We start from the raw sequence: 15449 nt of genomic DNA on the forward strand, positions 1-15449 counted from the left end.
GGGGTGCCGCACGGCGCAGATGGGCCCCCCCATACTCGGGACATGAGCTATGACGCGATCGTGCTGGCCGGCGGCGCCGCCCGGCGACTCGGCGGGGCGGACAAGCCCGCGCTGAGCGTCGGCGGCCGGGCGCTCCTCGACCGCGTCCTCGACGCCTGCCCGGACGCCGGCCGCACCGTCGTGGTCGGCGGCCGACGGTCCACCGCGCGCCCCGTGCGGTGGACCCGTGAGGACCCGCCCGGCGGCGGCCCCCTCGCCGCGCTGGACGCAGGGCTGCGCGACACCACCGCCGCGCTCGTCCTCGTGCTCTCCGCGGACCTGCCGTTCCTGGACCGGGACACCGTACGGGCCCTGCTGGCCGCGCCCGACGCGCACGGCACGGACGGAGCCGTGCTGCGCGACCCCGGCGGCCGCGACCAGCCGCTGGTCGCCGCCTACCGGGCCGAGCCCCTGCGCCGCGAGATCGCGCTGCTCGCCGCCGAGCACGGCGGCCTCGGCGGGCTCCCGCTGCGCGCGCTCACCGCGGAGCTGGCGCTCGTTCCCGTCGCCGCGCAGCCCCTCGCCGCCTTCGACTGCGACACCTGGGACGATCTCGCCATCGCCCGCGCCCGGATCAGGGAGCATGGAACCGTGCTGGACCAATGGATCACCGCCGTCAAGAACGAGCTGGGCATCGACCTCGCCGTCGACACCAAGACCCTGCTCGACCTCGCACGCGACGCCGCCCACGGCGTCGCCCGGCCCGCCGCCCCGCTGACCACCTTCCTGGTCGGATACGCGGCCGCCCAGGCCGCCGCCACCGGAGCCGACCCCGCCCGGGCCGTGGCCGAGGCCTCCCGCAAGGCCGCCGACCTGGCACTGCGCTGGGCCGCCGAGGCGGAGGCCGACGCCGCCGCCGGAGAGAACGGCTCGGGATGACCCCCACCGACTCCGCCGAGCAGGACCTCGACGAGGCCCTGGCCCTGGTCAGCCGTACCCCCGCGGCCGGCGGCGCGGGCGGCCACCGGGCCGCCGCCTGGCCGCGGGCCCGGGACGTCGCCGCCCACGCCGGGGCCGGGGTGCGGGCCCGTACCCATGACGTGCCCCTCGCGGGCGCCCTCGGCGAGGTCCTGGCCGTCTCCCTGGACGCGCTGACCGACCTGCCGTCCTTCGACACCTCCGCCATGGACGGCTGGGCCGTGGCCGGCCCCGGCCCGTGGCACGTCCGCGCCGGCGGTGGCGTCCTGGCCGGCTCCGGCCGGCCGGAGCCGCTCGCCGACGGCGAGGCCGTCCGGATCGCCACCGGCGCCCGGATCCCCGCCGACACCACCGCCGTCATCCGCAGCGAGCACTGCAACGAGGCAGGTGGCCAGCTCTTCGCCGGCCGGACCGTCGTCACCGGCCAGGACATCCGCCCGCGCGGCCAGGAGTGCCGTTCGGGGGACCTGCTGCTGCCCGCCGGTTCGCTGGTCACCCCCGCCGTCCTCGGCCTCGCCGCGGCCGCGGGCTACGACGCGCTGACCACCAGGCCCCGCCCCCGCGTGGAAGTCCTGGTACTGGGCGACGAGCTGCTCACCGAGGGCCGCCCGCACGACGGGCTGATCCGCGACGCCCTCAGCCCCATGCTGGACCCGTGGCTCACGCGGCTGGGCGCCGAGGTCACCGGCACCCGGACGCTCGGCGACGACCCGGACGGGGCCGCGGCCCTGCTGGAAGCCGTCACCACGTCCACCGCCGACGTCGTGATCACCACCGGGGGCACCGCCTCCGGCCCCGTCGACCACGTCCACCCCGTCCTGGAGAAGGCCGGTGCCCGGCTGCTCGTCGACGGGGTGGCGGTCCGGCCGGGGCACCCGATGCTGCTCGCGCGGGTCGGCGACGCGGCCGACGGGCGGCACGTGGTCGGCCTCCCGGGCAATCCCCTCGCCGCCGTCTCCGGCCTGCTGACCCTCGCCGAGCCGCTGCTGCGCGCCCTCGCGGGCCGCCGCCCTCGTCCGCGGTACACGGCACCCGTGCGGGGCGACGTGCCGGGCCACCCGTACGACACCCGGCTGGTCCCGGTCCGGCTCGACGAGGAGCACGCCGTACCGCTGCGCTACCACGGCCCCGCGATGCTGCGAGGCGTGGCCGCCGCGGACGCGCTGGCCGTCGTACCGCCCAAGGGCGCCCGTGCCGGGCAGGAGCTGGAAGTCCTCGACCTGCCGTGGGCTTCGGGAGGATGTTTCACGTGAAACTGCCCGGACAGGACGCCATGGCCCGCGGAGCCGACGAGAAGCTCGTCTCGCGGCGCATCAAGCTGCCCAAGCGCATCGTCGAGCATCCGCTGCGGCAGGTCGCCAAGCGCCTGCTGATGGCCTTGTTCGTCCTCTTCCTCACGGTCTTCATCGTGTGGCTGGACCGGGACGGCTATCACGACAACGCCAACGAGACGGTCGATCTGCTCGACTGCTTCTACTACGCCACGGTGACGCTGTCGACGACCGGATACGGCGACATCGTCCCCTACAGCGACAGCGCACGGCTGATCAACATCATGCTGATCACACCGCTGCGCGTGCTGTTCCTGATCATCCTCGTCGGTACCACCCTCGAAGTCCTGACGGAACGGACGAGGGAAGAGTGGCGGCTGAAGCGCTGGAGGAAGAACTTGCGCGAGCACACGGTCGTCGTCGGCTTCGGCACGAAGGGCCGTTCGGCCCTGCAGACGCTGCTGGCCACCGGCCTCTCCAAGGAACAGGTCGTCGTCGTCGACCCCAGCGCCAAGGTCATCGACATGGCCAACGCCGAGGGGTTCACGGGCGTGGTCGGCGACGCCACCCGGTCGGACGTCCTGCTGCGCGCCGAGCTTCCAGAAGGCCCGTCAGGTCGTCATCGCCACCCAGCGCGACGACACGGCGGTCCTGGTCACGCTGACGGCCCGGCAGCTCAACCGCGGCGCGAAGATCGTCGCCGCGGTGCGCGAGGAGGAGAACGCCCCACTGCTGCGCCAGTCCGGGGCCGACGCGGTCATCACGAGCGCGAGCGCGGCCGGCCGCCTGCTGGGTCTGTCGGTGCTCAGCCCGAGCGCCGGCACCGTGATGGAGGACCTGATCCAGCAGGGCAGCGGTCTGGACCTCATCGAGCGCCCCGTCCGCAAGTCGGAGGTCGGCAAGTCGGTGCGCGACACCGAGGACCTGGTCGTGAACGTGCTCCGCGGCCACCGGCTGCTCCCGTACGACGACCCGCACGCGAGCCCCCTCCAGCTGACGGACCGTCTCATCACCATCGTGCGGGCGGCGTCGTCCACGGCTCCGCGGACGACGCTGGGTCCTGCCGAGTAGCCGCGCCGTGGCGTAGCCTCCGGGCCATGCATGCGATCACCATCGAGCAGCCCGGCGGCCCCGAGGCCCTCGTCTGGGCCGACGTACCCGATCCGGTGCCGGGCGAGGGCGAGGTCCTCGTCGAGGTCGCGGCGAGCGCCGTGAACCGCGCCGACGTCCTCCAGCGGCAGGGGTTCTACGATCCGCCGCCCGGCGCCTCGCGCCATCCGGGGCTGGAGTGCTCCGGGCGGATCGCCGCGATCGGGGCGGGGGTGTCCGGCTGGTCGGTGGGCGACGAGGTCTGCGCCCTGCTGGCCGGCGGCGGCTACGCCCAGCGGGTCGCCGTGCCGGCCGGGCAACTTCTGCCGGTCCCGGCGGGGGTGGACCTGGTCACGGCGGCGGCGCTGCCCGAGGTCGTCACGACGGTGTGGTCCAACGTGTTCATGGTGGCCGGACTGCGCCCCGGCGAGACCCTGCTCGTGCACGGCGGGGCCAGCGGCATCGGGACGATGGCGATCCAGCTCGGCAAGGCGGTGGGCGCGACGGTCGCGGTCACGGCGGGCGGCCCGGAGAAGCTGGCCCGCTGCAAGGAGCTGGGGGCGGACGTCCTCATCGACTACCGCGAGCAGGACTTCGTGGCCGCGGTGCGGGAGGCGACGGGCGGGGCCGGGGCGGACGTGATCCTGGACATCATGGGAGCCAAGTACCTCTCCCGGAACGTGGACGCGCTGGCCGTGAACGGCCGTCTCGCGGTCATCGGGCTGCAGGGCGGGGTGAAGGCCGAGCTGAACCTGAGTGCGCTGCTGGCCAAGCGGGCGGCGATCACGGCCACGTCGCTGCGGGCGCGGCCGCTGGAGGAGAAGGCGGCGATCGTCGCCGCCGTACGGGAACACGTGTGGCCGCTGGTGGCCGCCGGCCGGGTGCGGCCGGTGGTCCACGCGGCGTTCCCGATGCGGGACGCCGCCGAGGCGCACCGGGTCATGGAGTCGAGCACCCACGTGGGCAAGCTGCTGCTCACGGTGTGAGCGGTCCTCGGGGCTCCGGACCCGGCTCCGGCTTCGGCAGCGGCTCCGGCTCCGGGCCCCGCGCGTCGGCGTTCGCGGCGCGGGGTCCGGGGCCGGGCTCCGGCCCGGCCCGGACCGGCTACAGGGTGCGCAGGAGGACCGCCGGGGACTCCACGCAGTCCGCGACGTGGCGCAGGAAGCCGCCCGCCGTGCCGCCGTCGCAGACGCGGTGGTCGAAGGTGAGCGACAACTGGACGACCTTGCGCACCGCCAGCTGCCCCTCGTGGACCCACGGCTTGTCGATGATCCGGCCGACGCCGAGCATGGCCGCTTCCGGGTGGTTGATGATCGGCGTGGAGCCGTCGACCCCGAACACCCCGTAGTTGTTCAGGGTGAAGGTGCCGCCCGTCAGATCGGCCGGGGCCAGCCTTCCGGCACGGGCCAGCTCGGTCAGCCGCGCGAACTCCGCCGTCAGGGATTCCGGGTTGCGGCCCTGCGCGTCCCGTACGACGGGGACCACCAGGCCCCGCTCGGTCTGCGCGGCGAAGCCCAGGTGCACCGACGGGAGCCGGACGATCTCCTTGGCCGCGAGGTCCACGGTGGAGTTCAGCTCCGGGTACTTGGCCAGCGCGGCCGTGCAGATCCGGGCCAGCAGCGCGAGCACCGAGATCTTGGGCCCGCCCACGGCGTTCATCGCGGCCCGGGCCGCCATCAGCTCGGTGGCGTCCGCGTCGACCCAGCAGGTCGCGTCCGGAATCTCCCGGCGGCTGCGCGACAGCTTCTCGGCGACCGCTCCGCGCAGTCCCTTGAGCGGGACCCGCTCGCCCTGCGGTGCCGCCGCGACCGGCGCCGGGGCGACGGCCGGGGCCGGCTCCCGCAGCGCGGTCAGGGCCGCCTCGACGTCGGCGCGCAGGATCAGGCCCTCCGGCCCGGAGCCGTGCAGCGCGCGCAGGTCCACCCCGTGGTCCTTGGCGAGCTTGCGCACCAGCGGCGAGATGACGGGCACGGGCCCGGGGTGAACGGGCGGAGCGGGCGGAGCGGCGGGAGCGGCCGGGGCCGCCGCGACGGGGGCCGGCGCGGCCAGGGGCGCCGACACCGCGGCGGTGACGGGTCGCACCCGTCGCCGACGCGCCGGGCGCGAGTGGTCCGAGCCGTAGCCGATCAGCGGCCGGGGAGCCTCGCCGGAGGCTTCGCCACCGGTGGCCTCCGCGGCCCCGGCGGGCACCGACTGCGCACCCACCGCCACGGTGATCAGCGGGGCGCCGACGGGCAGCTCCTCGCCCTCCTCGCCGAAGCGGGCGGTGACCACGCCGCCGTACGGGCAGGGCACCTCCACCATCGCCTTGGCCGTCTCGACCTCGACGACCGGCTGGTCGATGGCGACGACGTCGCCGACCGCCACCAGCCACCGCACGATCTCGGCCTCGGTCAGGCCCTCGCCGAGGTCGGGCAGCTTGAATTCCATGACCTGCGGCATCAGTTCTCCCACTGCAGGCGGGCCACGGCGTCAAGGATCCGCTCGACGCCGGGCAGGTGGTACTTCTCCAGCATCGGCGGCGGGTACGGGATGTCGAAGCCCGTCACCCGCAGCACCGGGGCCTCCAGGTGGTGGAAGCACCGCTCCGTGACGCGGGCGGCGATCTCCGCGCCCGGGCCGCCGAAGCCGCCCGCCTCGTGGACGACGACCGCGCGCCCGGTGCGGCGTACGGACTCCACGACGGTCTCCTCGTCGAAGGGGACCAGGGAGCGCAGGTCGACGACCTCCAGGTCCCAGCCCTCCTCGCGGGCCGCCTCGGCCGCCTCCAGGCAGACCGGCAGCGACGGGCCGTAGGTGATCAGGGTGGCGCTGGTGCCCGTGCGCCGGACGAGCGCCTTGCCGATGCCCGGGACGGCGGCCGGCGCCTGGGGCGACCAGTCGGCCTTCGACCAGTACAGCCGCTTGGGCTCCAGGAAGACCACCGGGTCGTCGCTCGCGATCGACGCGCGCAGCAGCCCGTAGGCGTCCTCGACGGTCGCCGGGGTGACCACGGTCAGGCCGGGGGTGGCCACGTAGTACGCCTCGGAGGAGTCGCAGTGGTGCTCGACGCCGCCGATGCCGCCGCCGTAGGGCACGCGGATGGTGATCGGCAGCGGCATGGCGCCGCGGGTGCGGTTGCGCATCTTCGCGACGTGCGAGATCAGCTGCTCGAAGGCCGGGTAGGCGAACGCGTCGAACTGCATCTCCACCACGGGCCGCAGCCCGTACATGGCCATGCCGACCGCCGTGCCGAGGATCCCGGCCTCGGCGAGGGGGGTGTCCGTGCAGCGGTCCTCGCCGAATTCCTTCGCCAGCCCGTCCGTGATGCGGAAGACCCCGCCCAGCGTCCCGACGTCCTCGCCCATCACGTGGACGGTGGGGTCCTCGGCCATCGCGTCGCGCATCGCCCGCGTCAGGGCCTGCGCCATCGTCGCGGGCTTGGCCCCCGTCTTCGCGGACTTCGCCGCCACCGTCGTCACGCCTGGTCCTCGGCTTCCAGCTCGGCACGGAGCATGGCCGCCTGCTCGCGCAGGCGGTCGGTCTGCTCCGCGTAGACGTGCGCGAACAGGTCCATGGGGTCCACCACCGGATCGGCGTTCATCCCGTCGCGCAGGGACGCCGCCATCGCCTCGGCCTCGTCGCGCGCGGCCGTGATGCCCGCCTCGTCGAGGATCCCGCGGGCGGTCAGCTCGCGCTCCAGCAGGTCGATCGGGTCGTGCGCCTTCCACGCCTCGACCTCGGCGTCACCGCGGTAGCGGGTCGCGTCGTCGGCGTTGGTGTGCGCCTCCATGCGGTACGTGACGGCCTCGATCAGGGTGGGGCCGCCGCCGGCCCGGGCCCGCCGGACGGCCTCGGTCAGCACCTCGTGCATCGCCGCGATGTCGTTGCCGTCGACCAGCCGTCCCGGCATGCCGTAGCCGACGGCCTTGTGGGCGAGCGTCGGGGCCGCGGTCTGCTTGGCGAGGGGGACGGAGATGGCGAAGCCGTTGTTCTGCACGAGGAAGACCACCGGGGCCTGCCAGACGGCCGCGAAGTTCAGCGCCTCGTGGAAGTCGCCCTCGCTGGTGCCGCCGTCGCCGACCATGGCGAGGGCGACGACGTCGTCGCCGCGCAGCCGCGCCGCGTGCGCCAGGCCCACCGCGTGCGGCAGCTGGGTGGCGAGCGGGGTCGAGAGCGGGGCTATGCGGTGCTCACGCGGGTCGTAGCCGGTGTGCCAGTCGCCGCGCAGCAGGGTCAGCGCCTGTACGGGGTCCAGCCCGCGCGCCACGGCCGCCAGGGTGTCGCGGTAGCTCGGGAAGAGCCAGTCCTGCTCCTCCAGGACCATCGCGGCAGCGATCTCGCAGGCCTCCTGGCCGACGGTCGAGGGGTACACGGCGAGCCGGCCCTGCTTGGTGAGCGCCGTGGCCTGGGCGTTGTAGCGACGGCCGCGCACCAGTTCGGCGTAGCAGCGGCGCATCAGCGCGGGGTCGAGGCGGTCGGCCGCCTCGGTGCCCAGCACCCGGTGGGGCTCGGCGTCCGGGAGCAGCGGGGCGGCGTCCGTACGGGGCCTCCAGGCGGGCGGCGGGGTGGATCGGTGGGACGCACCGGCACCGGGCAGCTCTTGGACCGTCATGGCGGCGTACACCTCCTCGTGGGAAGCGGGCAGGGGTGGCCCCGGGTGTGAGGCCCCTCACCTACCGATTGTTCGGTTGCCCGCGCAATTTGGCTACAGGCGGCTCCAGGCTGTGGACAAACGGGCGCCGGGGCTCTGGGATGGACGCAGGACGTCCAGGAGAGGGAGGCATCGGGCCATGCCGGATGAACAAATGGCCGCAGCGGGTTCCGCACCGGCCCCGCCGGGGGCCGCACCGGGAGCCTCCGTGGTCCCGCCCGTCGCACCCCGGCCCCTGGACCCGATCGACCGGTCGATCATGCGACTGCTGCAGGCGGACGGCCGGGCCTCCATACGCTCCGTGGCCGAGCAGGTGCACGTCTCGCGCGCGAACGCGTACGCGCGGATCAACCGTCTGATCGACGACGGGGTGATCCGTGGGTTCACGGCCCGCGTGAACCACGAGCGCGCGGGCCAGGGCGCCTCCGCCTACATCACCCTGAAGATCGTCCAGAACTCCTGGCGCACGGTCCGCGAACAGCTGCGCGAACTCCCGGGCGCCGCGCACATCGCCCTGGTCAGCGGCGACTTCGACGTCCTGCTCCTGGTGCACACCCCGGACAACCGGACCCTGCGCGAGCTGGTCCTGACCCGTCTGCAGTCCATCCCGGAGGTGCTCTCGACGCGCACCCTGCTGGTCTTCGAGGAGACGGACCTCCTGGACACCGGTCCCGTCCCGCCCGGCCCCCCTTCGCCGATCACCGAGGAGTAGCCCGTCCGGGTGATGACGAAGCCCCCGGCGCGGCTGTTTCCGGCCGTGCTCGGGGGCGGTGCGGGGTGGCGCGGAGACGGAGGTCAACGGGTGGTGCGCAGGCCGTCGAAGGCCATGTGGACGACCGCGTCCGCGAGCTGCTCCGGGCCGGTGCCCGGGTGCGGGCGGTACCACTCGACCAGGGAGTTCACCATGCCGAACAGGAGGCGGGTGGCGAGCCGGATGTCCACGTCCGCCCGCAGGTCGCCGTCCGCGGCGGCGGCCTTGAGCAGGTCCGCGACCTGGTGGTCGAATTCCCGGCGGCGCTCCAGCGCCCACCGCTCGGTCCGGGTGTTGCCCCGTACCCGCAGCAGCAGCGTCACGTAGGGCAGCTCGCCCACCAGCACCTCGACGGTGCGGCGCGTGACGTACTCGACGCGCTCGACGGCCCGGCCGCGGACGGCACGGGGCTCCTCCAGCACCGCGAAGAGCCCGTCGAGGGCGCGGCTGACGGCCCGCCGCAGCAGTTCCTCCTTACCGGTGACGTGGTGGTAGATCGAGGACTTCGAGATGCCCGCGGCCTTGGACAGGTGCTCCATCGAGGTGCCGTCGTAGCCGCGCTCGTTGAAGACCTGGACGGCCACGGACAGCAGCGTCTCGGGGGTGTAGGTGTCGCGCTTGACCGTGGTCACCGCGTGCCCTCCTCGTCGTCGGCCGCGTAGCCCAGCTTGAACAGCGCCAGCGAGGGCGCGTACCGGCCGCCGGGGCAGCGCTCGTCGAGGTGGTGCAGCAGGTCGTAGGCCCAGTCCCGGCCCAGTCGCTCGTGCCAGGCGGAGGGGCCCAGCGGGTAGTTGACGCCGAGCCGCATCGCGGTGTCGATGTCCTCGGCGGAGGCCACGCCGCGGGCGACGGCGTCGGCGGTCAGATCGATCAGCATCGCGACGGTCCGGGCGACGATCATGCCGGGGACGTCGCCGATGACGGAGACCTGCTTGCCGAGCTTCTGGAAGAGGCCGATCGCCTCGGAGAGGGTGCGCTCGCTGGTGTCCTCGCTGGCGGAGAGCGCGATCCGGGTGGCGCCCCGGTAGTCGAGGGCGAGGTCGAAGTAGACGACGTCGGCGAACTCGACGGAGGTCTTGCCGTCCGCGAGGACCAGCTGTCCCTCGCCGGGAAGCTGGATGTACGGGCCGCCCTGCTCGGTGGCCGTGACCGCGATCCCGGCCTCCTGGAGCAGGTCGGTCAGTTCGGCGGCGGGGCCGAGGTCACCGACGACGGTCACCTTTTCCGGGGCCTCCTCGGGCCCGGCGGTGTGCGGCTGCGCGGCGACCGCCTCCGGACCGTACGGGAACCAGCCGTGCCCCGACTTGCGGCCCAGGCGGCCCGACTGGACCAGCCGGCGCTGCGCGAGGGACGGGGTGAACTTGGGGCTGCGGAAGAAGGACTCCCACACCGAGCGGGTCACGGCCTCGTTGACGTCCTGCCCGATCAGGTCGGTCAGCGCGAAGGGGCCCATCTTGAAGCCGCCGCTCTCGCGGAGCACGGCGTCGATGGTGGCCGGGTCGGCGCCCTGCTCCTCGTACACCGCGAAGGCCTCGGCGTAGAAGGGGCGGGCGATCCGGTTGACGATGAAGCCGGGGGTGTCGGCGCAGCGGACCGGCGTCTTCCCCCAGCCGAGGACCGTGCGGTACGCGCGCTCGGCGGCGTCCGGGTCGGTCGCGGAGCCGCTGACCACCTCGACGAGCGGGAGCAGCGGGGCCGGGTTGAAGAAGTGCAGGCCGACGAAGCGGCCCGGGTGCGCGAGAGGAGCGGCCAGCTCGGTGACGGAGAGCGAGGAGGTGTTCGTGGCGAGCAGCGCGTCCGGCTCCAGCACCTCTTCGAGGGCCGCGAAGAGCGCCTGCTTGATCCCGACGTTCTCGACGACCGCCTCGATGACGAGGGCGGCCCCGGCGAGGTCGGCGAGGGCCCCGGCGGCGGCGATCCGGCCGACCGCCTCCTCGGCCTCGGTCCGGTCCAGACGGCCCTTCGCGGCCATGCGCTCGACACGGTCCTGCACGATGCCGACGCCGTCGGAGGCGAGGGCGGCGTCGATGTCGTAGATCAGCACGCGGTGACCTGCGAGAAGGGCGACCTGGGCGATGCCCTGGCCCATGGTTCCCGCGCCGACGACCGCCACTGTGCGGGACCGCTCGATTGCTGTCATGTACTGATCCTCCCGCACCGACTTGTCCACAGGTCCGCCGGGCCCTCTTGTCCCGACCGATCGTTCGGTTACTCTAACTCCAGTCTGCTCTCCTTCGCCCGGCTCAACGAGGAGTTGGTCCCTGATGGCCGCCGAGCTCACCGTCCCCCAGCTGTCCGCCAAGCACCGGCCCACCCTGGACCAGGCCCTGTCGGCGATCCGCAGCCGTGCCTACTGGTCCCCGCATCCCGAACACCCCAAGGCGTACGGCGAGACGGCCCCGGCCGACGGGCTCGCCGCCTTCGAGGCGCTGCGCGGGACCCGGCTGGACCTCGGCCAGCCCGGCACCGACGGCTGGACGGGCGCCGAGAGGTCCCCGTACGGCCCGGAGCTCGGCGTCGAGTACCCGCACGTGGACGTGGACGTGCTGCTGCCCGCGATGAAGGCCGGCATGGCCGCCTGGCGCGACGCGGGACCGGAGGCGCGCGCCCTGGTCTGCATCGAGATCCTGGCCCGCATCTCGGCCCGCACCCACGAGTTCGCGCACGCGGTCATGCACACCAGCGGCCAGGCCTACATGATGGCGTTCCAGGCCGGTGGTCCCCACGCGCAGGACCGCGGCCTGGAGGCCGTGGCGTACGCGTACGAGGAGCAGACCCGGGTCCCGGGCCAGGCCGACTGGTCGAAGCCGCAGGGCAAGAGGGACCCGCTGGAGCTCGGCAAGACCTTCACCGCGGTCCCCCGCGGCATCTCCCTGATGATCGGCTGCAACACGTTCCCGACCTGGAACGGCTACCCGGGCCTGTTCGCCTCGCTGGCCACCGGCAACCCGGTGCTGGTCAAGCCGCACCCGCGGGCCGTGCTGCCGCTCGCGCTGACCGTGCAGGTGGCGCGCGAGGTCCTCGCGGAGGCCGGCTTCGACCCGAACCTGGTGGCGCTCGCGGTCGAGCGTCCGGGCGAGGGCATCGCCAAGGACCTCGCCGTCCGCCCCGAGATCAAGCTGATCGACTACACCGGCTCCACGGAGTTCGGCGACTGGCTGGAGGCCAACGCCCGCCAGGCGCAGGTCTACACGGAGAAGGCGGGCGTCAACACCGTCGTCCTGGACTCCACCGACGACTACAAGGGGATGCTGGCCAACCTGGCCTTCTCCCTGTCGCTCTACAGCGGCCAGATGTGCACCACCCCGCAGAACCTGCTGATCCCGCGCGAGGGCATCGCGACGGACGCCGGCCACAAGTCCTACGACGAGGTCGTGGCCGACCTCGCGGCCTCGGTCGGCGGCCTGCTCGGCGACGACGCCCGGGCCAACGCGCTGCTCGGCGCGCTGGTCAACCCGGACGTCAAGGCCCGTCTGGAGGCGGCGGCCGGGCTCGGCGAGGTCGCGCTGGCCTCCCGCGAGGTCGCCAACCCCGAGTTCCCGGACGCCGTGGTCCGTACGCCGGTGATGGTCAAGCTGGACGCCGCCAAGCCGGACGACTCCGCTCCGTACCTCTCGGAGTGCTTCGGCCCGGTCTCCTTCGCGGTGGCCGTGGACTCCACGGCGGACGCGCTGGAGCTGCTGCGCCGCACCGTGCGCGAGAAGGGCGCCATGACGGTCGGCGCCTACACCACCTCCCCGGACACCGAGCGGGCCGTCGAGGAGGTCTGCCTGGAGGAGTCCGCGCAGCTCTCCCTGAACCTGACCGGCGGGGTCTACGTCAACCAGACGGCGGCCTTCTCGGACTTCCACGGCTCCGGCGGCAACCCCGCGGCGAACGCCGCGCTCTGCGACGGCGCCTTCGTGGCGAACCGCTTCCGCGTGGTGGAGGTCCGCCGCCAGGCGTAGCCGGTGCGCCCCCGCTCAGGCGTCGGACGCGCCGGGCGGGGGTCCGCCCCAGTGGAAGAGCGTCATGGCCACGCTGGTGGCCAGGTTGTAGCTGGAGACCTGCGGGCGCATCGGCAGTGACACCAGGTGGTCGGCCCGCGCACGCAGCTCGGGGGAGATCCCGTGCCGTTCCGACCCGAAGGCCAGCAGGGCGTCGTCCGGGAGGGTGAGGCCGCGGATGTCCTCGCCCTCCGGGTCGAGCGCGTAGAGCGGCCCGGGCGGCAGCTCCTCCAGGGTGAGGCGTTCGACGGTGGTGGCGTAGTGCAGCCCGGCGCCGGCCCGGACCACGTTCGGGTGCCAGGGGTCCAGGTCGCCGCGGGTCACCACGCCGGTGGCCCCGAAACCGGCGGCCAGGCGGACGACGGCTCCGACGTTGCCGAGGTTGCGGGGGTTGTCGAGGACGACGACCGGCGCGGGCCGGGGCGTCCGCGCCAGCCCCGCCAGGCCCGCGGCGCGGTCGGGCCGGACGGCGAGGGCCGCGACCCCGGTGGGGTGGACGCGGGGCAGCAGCTCCTTGAGCACGGCCGGCCGCACCATGCGGGCCACGTCACCCTCGACGTCCGGTGCCAGCTCCCGGGCCAGTGCCCGTACGGCGGCGGGATCGTCGGCGACGATCCGGCGGACGTCGGCCCCGAAGCGCAGGGCGTGCTTCAGCGCGTGGAACCCGTCGAGGAGCACGAGGTCCGCGCGCCCGGCGTCCTCCCGCCACTGCCGCACCGTCTCGTCCCCGCCCGCCCGCTCATCCATCCCCCGACCCTACGCCGCGCCCCACCGCCCCCGACCCCGCCGCCGCCCGAGGCACCGACTCACGCAGTCCCCCCCCCCGGCGTTTGGGGCGCGGGGTCCGGGGGCGGAGCCCCCGGTGCTTCAGCCCGGCCGGCGTTCGAGCACCGGACCGGCATCGGGATCGGCGTCGAGGTCCGGATCCTGGTCAGGGTCCGGGCGGAGCCCGGTTGCGGGAGGGGGCGGGGCGGGGGAAGGCCCCGCCGGACCCCACCGGGCCCGCAGCGCGGCGGCCCGGGCCCCGAGCCACACCAGGAAGACGGTCGGCAGGAACACCGCATCGGCGGCGATCATCGCCAGCGAGAAGAACGGCAGCCCCAGCAGCACCGCGATCCCCGCATGCTCCAGCATCATCAGCACCAGCAGGACGTTCTTGATCCGCCGGTTGAAGAGCGTGAACGGGAAGGCCACCTGCACCACCACCGTCCCGTACGACAGCAGCATCACCAGGGTCCCGCTGCCCGCCACCAGCGCGGACAGCGCGGGCCACGGCGTGAAGTAGTCCAGCCCCAGGGGGTAGTACAGCGCCGTGCCGTCCTGCCACCGCGAGCCCTGGATCTTGTACCAGCCGGCCGTCGCGTAGATCAGGCAGACCTCCGCCATGATCACCAGCATGCCCGCGTTGTGCACCAGGTTCGCCAGGACGTCCAGGGCGGCCCGCCCCTCGCCCTCCGGGTCGTGGCGCTCGACCAGCCACCACAGCCCGCTGAGCACCCAGACCGCCGCGAACGCCGCCAGCCAGCCGTGACTGAACCGCCCGGTGGCCGCCCCGTACGCGAGGACCGCACCGAGTACCCCCCACAGCAACGGCCCGGCCGCCCCCGCCGTCCTGGAGCCCCGCACGCGCGCCCTGCGCGCGTCCAGCGACCACACCTGCGCGCACCGGGTCAGCACCAGGTAGATCGCCACGAGGTGGATGACGTTGTCGCCGCCGTCGCCCATGAACACGCTGCGGTTCTGCAGGGAGAGCACGCCGACCATGAAGACCACGGACGTCGCCCGCGTCCGCCAGCCCAGCAGCAGGCCCGCGCTCGCCAGCACGGCCACCGCGTAGACGGTCTCGAACCACAGGGTCGAACCGGACCAGGTGACGATCGTGAACGCGCCGTTGGTGGCGAGCAGCCGCTCCGCGAGGTCCTGGCTCCACGGTCCGTCGGGGCCGTACAGCTCGGCCCGGTGGGGGAACTCCCGCAGCAGGAAGAAGAGCCAGGTGGCGGCGAAGCCGATGCGTACGACGGCGCTCTGGTACGGGCCGAGCGCCCGCCCGCTGACCTCGGCGACGGCCCGGGCCAGGGTGGCGCGGGCCCGTCTCACACCTTCCACCACGGCAGCTCCCGGTAGTAGGTCTGGGTGTCGGTGGTGTCGGTGCTCCAGCGCGGGGCGGGCACGGCCGTCGTCGCCGAGCGCAACTGGATCCGCAGGACGTGCCCGCCCCGGTGCTCCGCAGCGAGCCGGTTCATCGCGATGCGCCGCAGGTACTCCTCGGACAGCTCGCCGCGCTCCCCGACGGGCTTCTCGTCCTCGTCGTGGGAGCCGGTGTAGAAGTCCCAGGCCCGGCGCAGCTCGTTCTGCTCGGTGTGGCTGGGCAGCAGGCTGTGCCGGATCGCCGCCGCGTCCTCGGCGCTCAGGTCTCGCCAGCCGGTGGTGACCAGCTCGCCGGCGGCCGTCCGCACCTCGGCGCGCACCTCGACGGCGATGTTCTGCTGGAGGGGGTTGGGCGCGAAGAGCTTCCAGTTCTGTTCGAACTCCGGATAGACCCAGGCGTCGATCGTCCCCGCGTGCTGCCTGCTCAGCGTGTTGGACGGAGCCACGTGCAGGAAGACCAGGGCAAGGTGCGTGCACGCGGCCAGCCCGACGGCGCCCAGGGCCAGGGCAGTCACGACCCGGTACGGGGTCGACAGGCCGGCGATTCCGGGCGCCCGCGGGGGTGGCGGAGCGGGCCGTTCGGCGAGCTCGTGCCCGTTCGAATCCATCCCGCC

General features: G+C 74.0%; 13 protein-coding genes and 1 pseudogene. 6 read left to right on the forward strand and 8 right to left on the reverse strand.

What is annotated here, in order from left to right; genetic code table 11:
- Window positions 1-42: 42 nt before the first annotated feature.
- The 4 genes and pseudogenes from AC2RP6_RS20030 (at window position 43) to AC2RP6_RS20045 (ending at window position 4303) form a co-directional block, all read left to right on the forward strand.
- Window positions 43-918, forward strand: coding sequence for an NTP transferase domain-containing protein (locus AC2RP6_RS20030; protein WP_486447438.1), 876 nt, complete (start codon window positions 43-45; stop codon window positions 916-918).
- Window positions 915-2210: a molybdopterin molybdotransferase MoeA gene (locus AC2RP6_RS20035; protein WP_486447439.1), complete on the forward strand. Its 1296-nt coding sequence runs from the start codon at window positions 915-917 to the stop codon at window positions 2208-2210. Before AC2RP6_RS20030 ends, AC2RP6_RS20035 begins: the two co-directional genes overlap by 4 nt.
- 20 nt (window positions 2211-2230) lie before the next feature.
- A pseudogene (locus AC2RP6_RS20040) lies at window positions 2231-3299 on the forward strand (potassium channel family protein).
- Between the two features lie 26 nt (window positions 3300-3325).
- Window positions 3326-4303: an NAD(P)H-quinone oxidoreductase gene (locus tag AC2RP6_RS20045; RefSeq protein ID WP_486447440.1), complete on the forward strand. Its 978-nt coding sequence runs from the start codon at window positions 3326-3328 to the stop codon at window positions 4301-4303.
- Window positions 4304-4421: 118 nt separating this feature from the next.
- Here the strand turns inward: AC2RP6_RS20045 and AC2RP6_RS20050 are convergent, their stop codons facing one another.
- The 3 genes from AC2RP6_RS20050 to pdhA are packed head-to-tail and all read right to left on the reverse strand — an operon-like array spanning window position 4422 to window position 7911.
- On the reverse strand, window positions 4422-5759 hold the full coding sequence (locus AC2RP6_RS20050; protein ID WP_486447441.1) for a dihydrolipoamide acetyltransferase family protein: 1338 nt from the start codon (window positions 5757-5759) through the stop codon (window positions 4422-4424).
- Window positions 5759-6727, reverse strand: a complete 969-nt coding sequence (locus AC2RP6_RS20055; protein ID WP_387125319.1) for an alpha-ketoacid dehydrogenase subunit beta — start codon at window positions 6725-6727, stop codon at window positions 5759-5761. Before AC2RP6_RS20055 ends, AC2RP6_RS20050 begins: the two co-directional genes overlap by 1 nt.
- A gap of 47 nt (window positions 6728-6774) precedes the next feature.
- Entirely contained in the window at window positions 6775-7911 is a 1137-nt protein-coding gene (gene pdhA / locus AC2RP6_RS20060; protein WP_486447442.1) for a pyruvate dehydrogenase (acetyl-transferring) E1 component subunit alpha, read from the reverse strand.
- A gap of 178 nt (window positions 7912-8089) precedes the next feature.
- Between pdhA and AC2RP6_RS20065 the strand changes: the two genes are divergently transcribed.
- The gene (locus AC2RP6_RS20065; protein WP_486447443.1) at window positions 8090-8662 is read left to right on the forward strand and encodes an Lrp/AsnC family transcriptional regulator; all 573 of its coding nucleotides are present in this window, start codon (window positions 8090-8092) and stop codon (window positions 8660-8662) included.
- Between the two features lie 83 nt (window positions 8663-8745).
- On the opposite strand, the gene AC2RP6_RS20070 is transcribed toward AC2RP6_RS20065, so the two are convergent.
- Window positions 8746-9333 (reverse strand): TetR/AcrR family transcriptional regulator, encoded by a 588-nt coding sequence (locus AC2RP6_RS20070; RefSeq protein ID WP_486447444.1) that lies wholly within the window; start codon window positions 9331-9333, stop codon window positions 8746-8748.
- Complete coding sequence (locus AC2RP6_RS20075) at window positions 9330-10841, reverse strand: 3-hydroxyacyl-CoA dehydrogenase (RefSeq protein WP_486447445.1); 1512 nt, start codon at window positions 10839-10841, stop codon at window positions 9330-9332. The genes AC2RP6_RS20070 and AC2RP6_RS20075 overlap by 4 nt, the downstream gene beginning before the upstream one ends.
- Window positions 10842-10965: 124 nt before the next feature.
- Between AC2RP6_RS20075 and paaN the strand changes: the two genes are divergently transcribed.
- Complete coding sequence (paaN, locus tag AC2RP6_RS20080) at window positions 10966-12648, forward strand: phenylacetic acid degradation protein PaaN (RefSeq protein ID WP_486447446.1); 1683 nt, start codon at window positions 10966-10968, stop codon at window positions 12646-12648.
- Window positions 12649-12663: 15 nt separating this feature from the next.
- Here paaN and AC2RP6_RS20085 read toward each other — a convergent pair whose 3' ends face one another.
- The 3 genes from AC2RP6_RS20085 to AC2RP6_RS20095 all read right to left on the reverse strand — a co-directional run bounded on the left by AC2RP6_RS20085 (window position 12664) and on the right by AC2RP6_RS20095 (window position 15443).
- Window positions 12664-13434, reverse strand: coding sequence for a TrmH family RNA methyltransferase (locus tag AC2RP6_RS20085; RefSeq protein ID WP_486447447.1), 771 nt, complete (start codon window positions 13432-13434; stop codon window positions 12664-12666).
- 120 nt (window positions 13435-13554) lie between these two features.
- A complete protein-coding gene (locus AC2RP6_RS20090) occupies window positions 13555-14796 on the reverse strand; it encodes an HTTM domain-containing protein (RefSeq protein WP_486447448.1) in 1242 nt (413 codons plus the stop codon).
- Window positions 14781-15443, reverse strand: a complete 663-nt coding sequence (locus AC2RP6_RS20095; RefSeq protein WP_486447449.1) for a DUF5819 family protein — start codon at window positions 15441-15443, stop codon at window positions 14781-14783. Before AC2RP6_RS20095 ends, AC2RP6_RS20090 begins: the two co-directional genes overlap by 16 nt.
- Window positions 15444-15449: the final 6 nt, after the last annotated feature.

The organism is Streptomyces sp. WAC03905, assembly GCF_057371075.1.